Source organism: Staphylococcus sp. HMSC62B09 (genome assembly GCF_001839115.1).
GTDB lineage: Bacteria > Bacillota > Bacilli > Staphylococcales > Staphylococcaceae > Staphylococcus > Staphylococcus haemolyticus.
In genome coordinates, this window is sequence record NZ_KV840166.1 from 1 (window position 1) to 245 (window position 245).

The following is a 245-nucleotide window of genomic DNA, read 5'->3' on the forward strand; positions in this document are numbered from 1 at the left end:
ATTTCTTCTTTAGTAACCTCTGGTTCGCCTGCTTTTGGACCATGTTTTGTGACATCGTCAACCGGAGGTGTTACTACTTCACCTGTTTCAGGATTCTTGATGCCTGGTTTACCTGGTACTTCTTCTGTACCGTCAATTGGTAAGTTTGGATCGAACTCATCTTTATGACCTTGTGGTACTTCTTCTCCACCGAATTGTGTGATTTCATCTACTGGTTCTTTTGTTACTTCTGTTGTTGGTTCACC

1 protein-coding gene is annotated in these 245 nt (G+C 42.0%); it reads right to left on the bottom strand.

What is annotated here, in order from left to right; translation table 11 throughout:
* Positions 1–245 (bottom strand): E domain-containing protein (locus tag HMPREF3265_RS10940; RefSeq protein ID WP_176746628.1); only part of this gene is annotated, 245 nt, incomplete at both ends.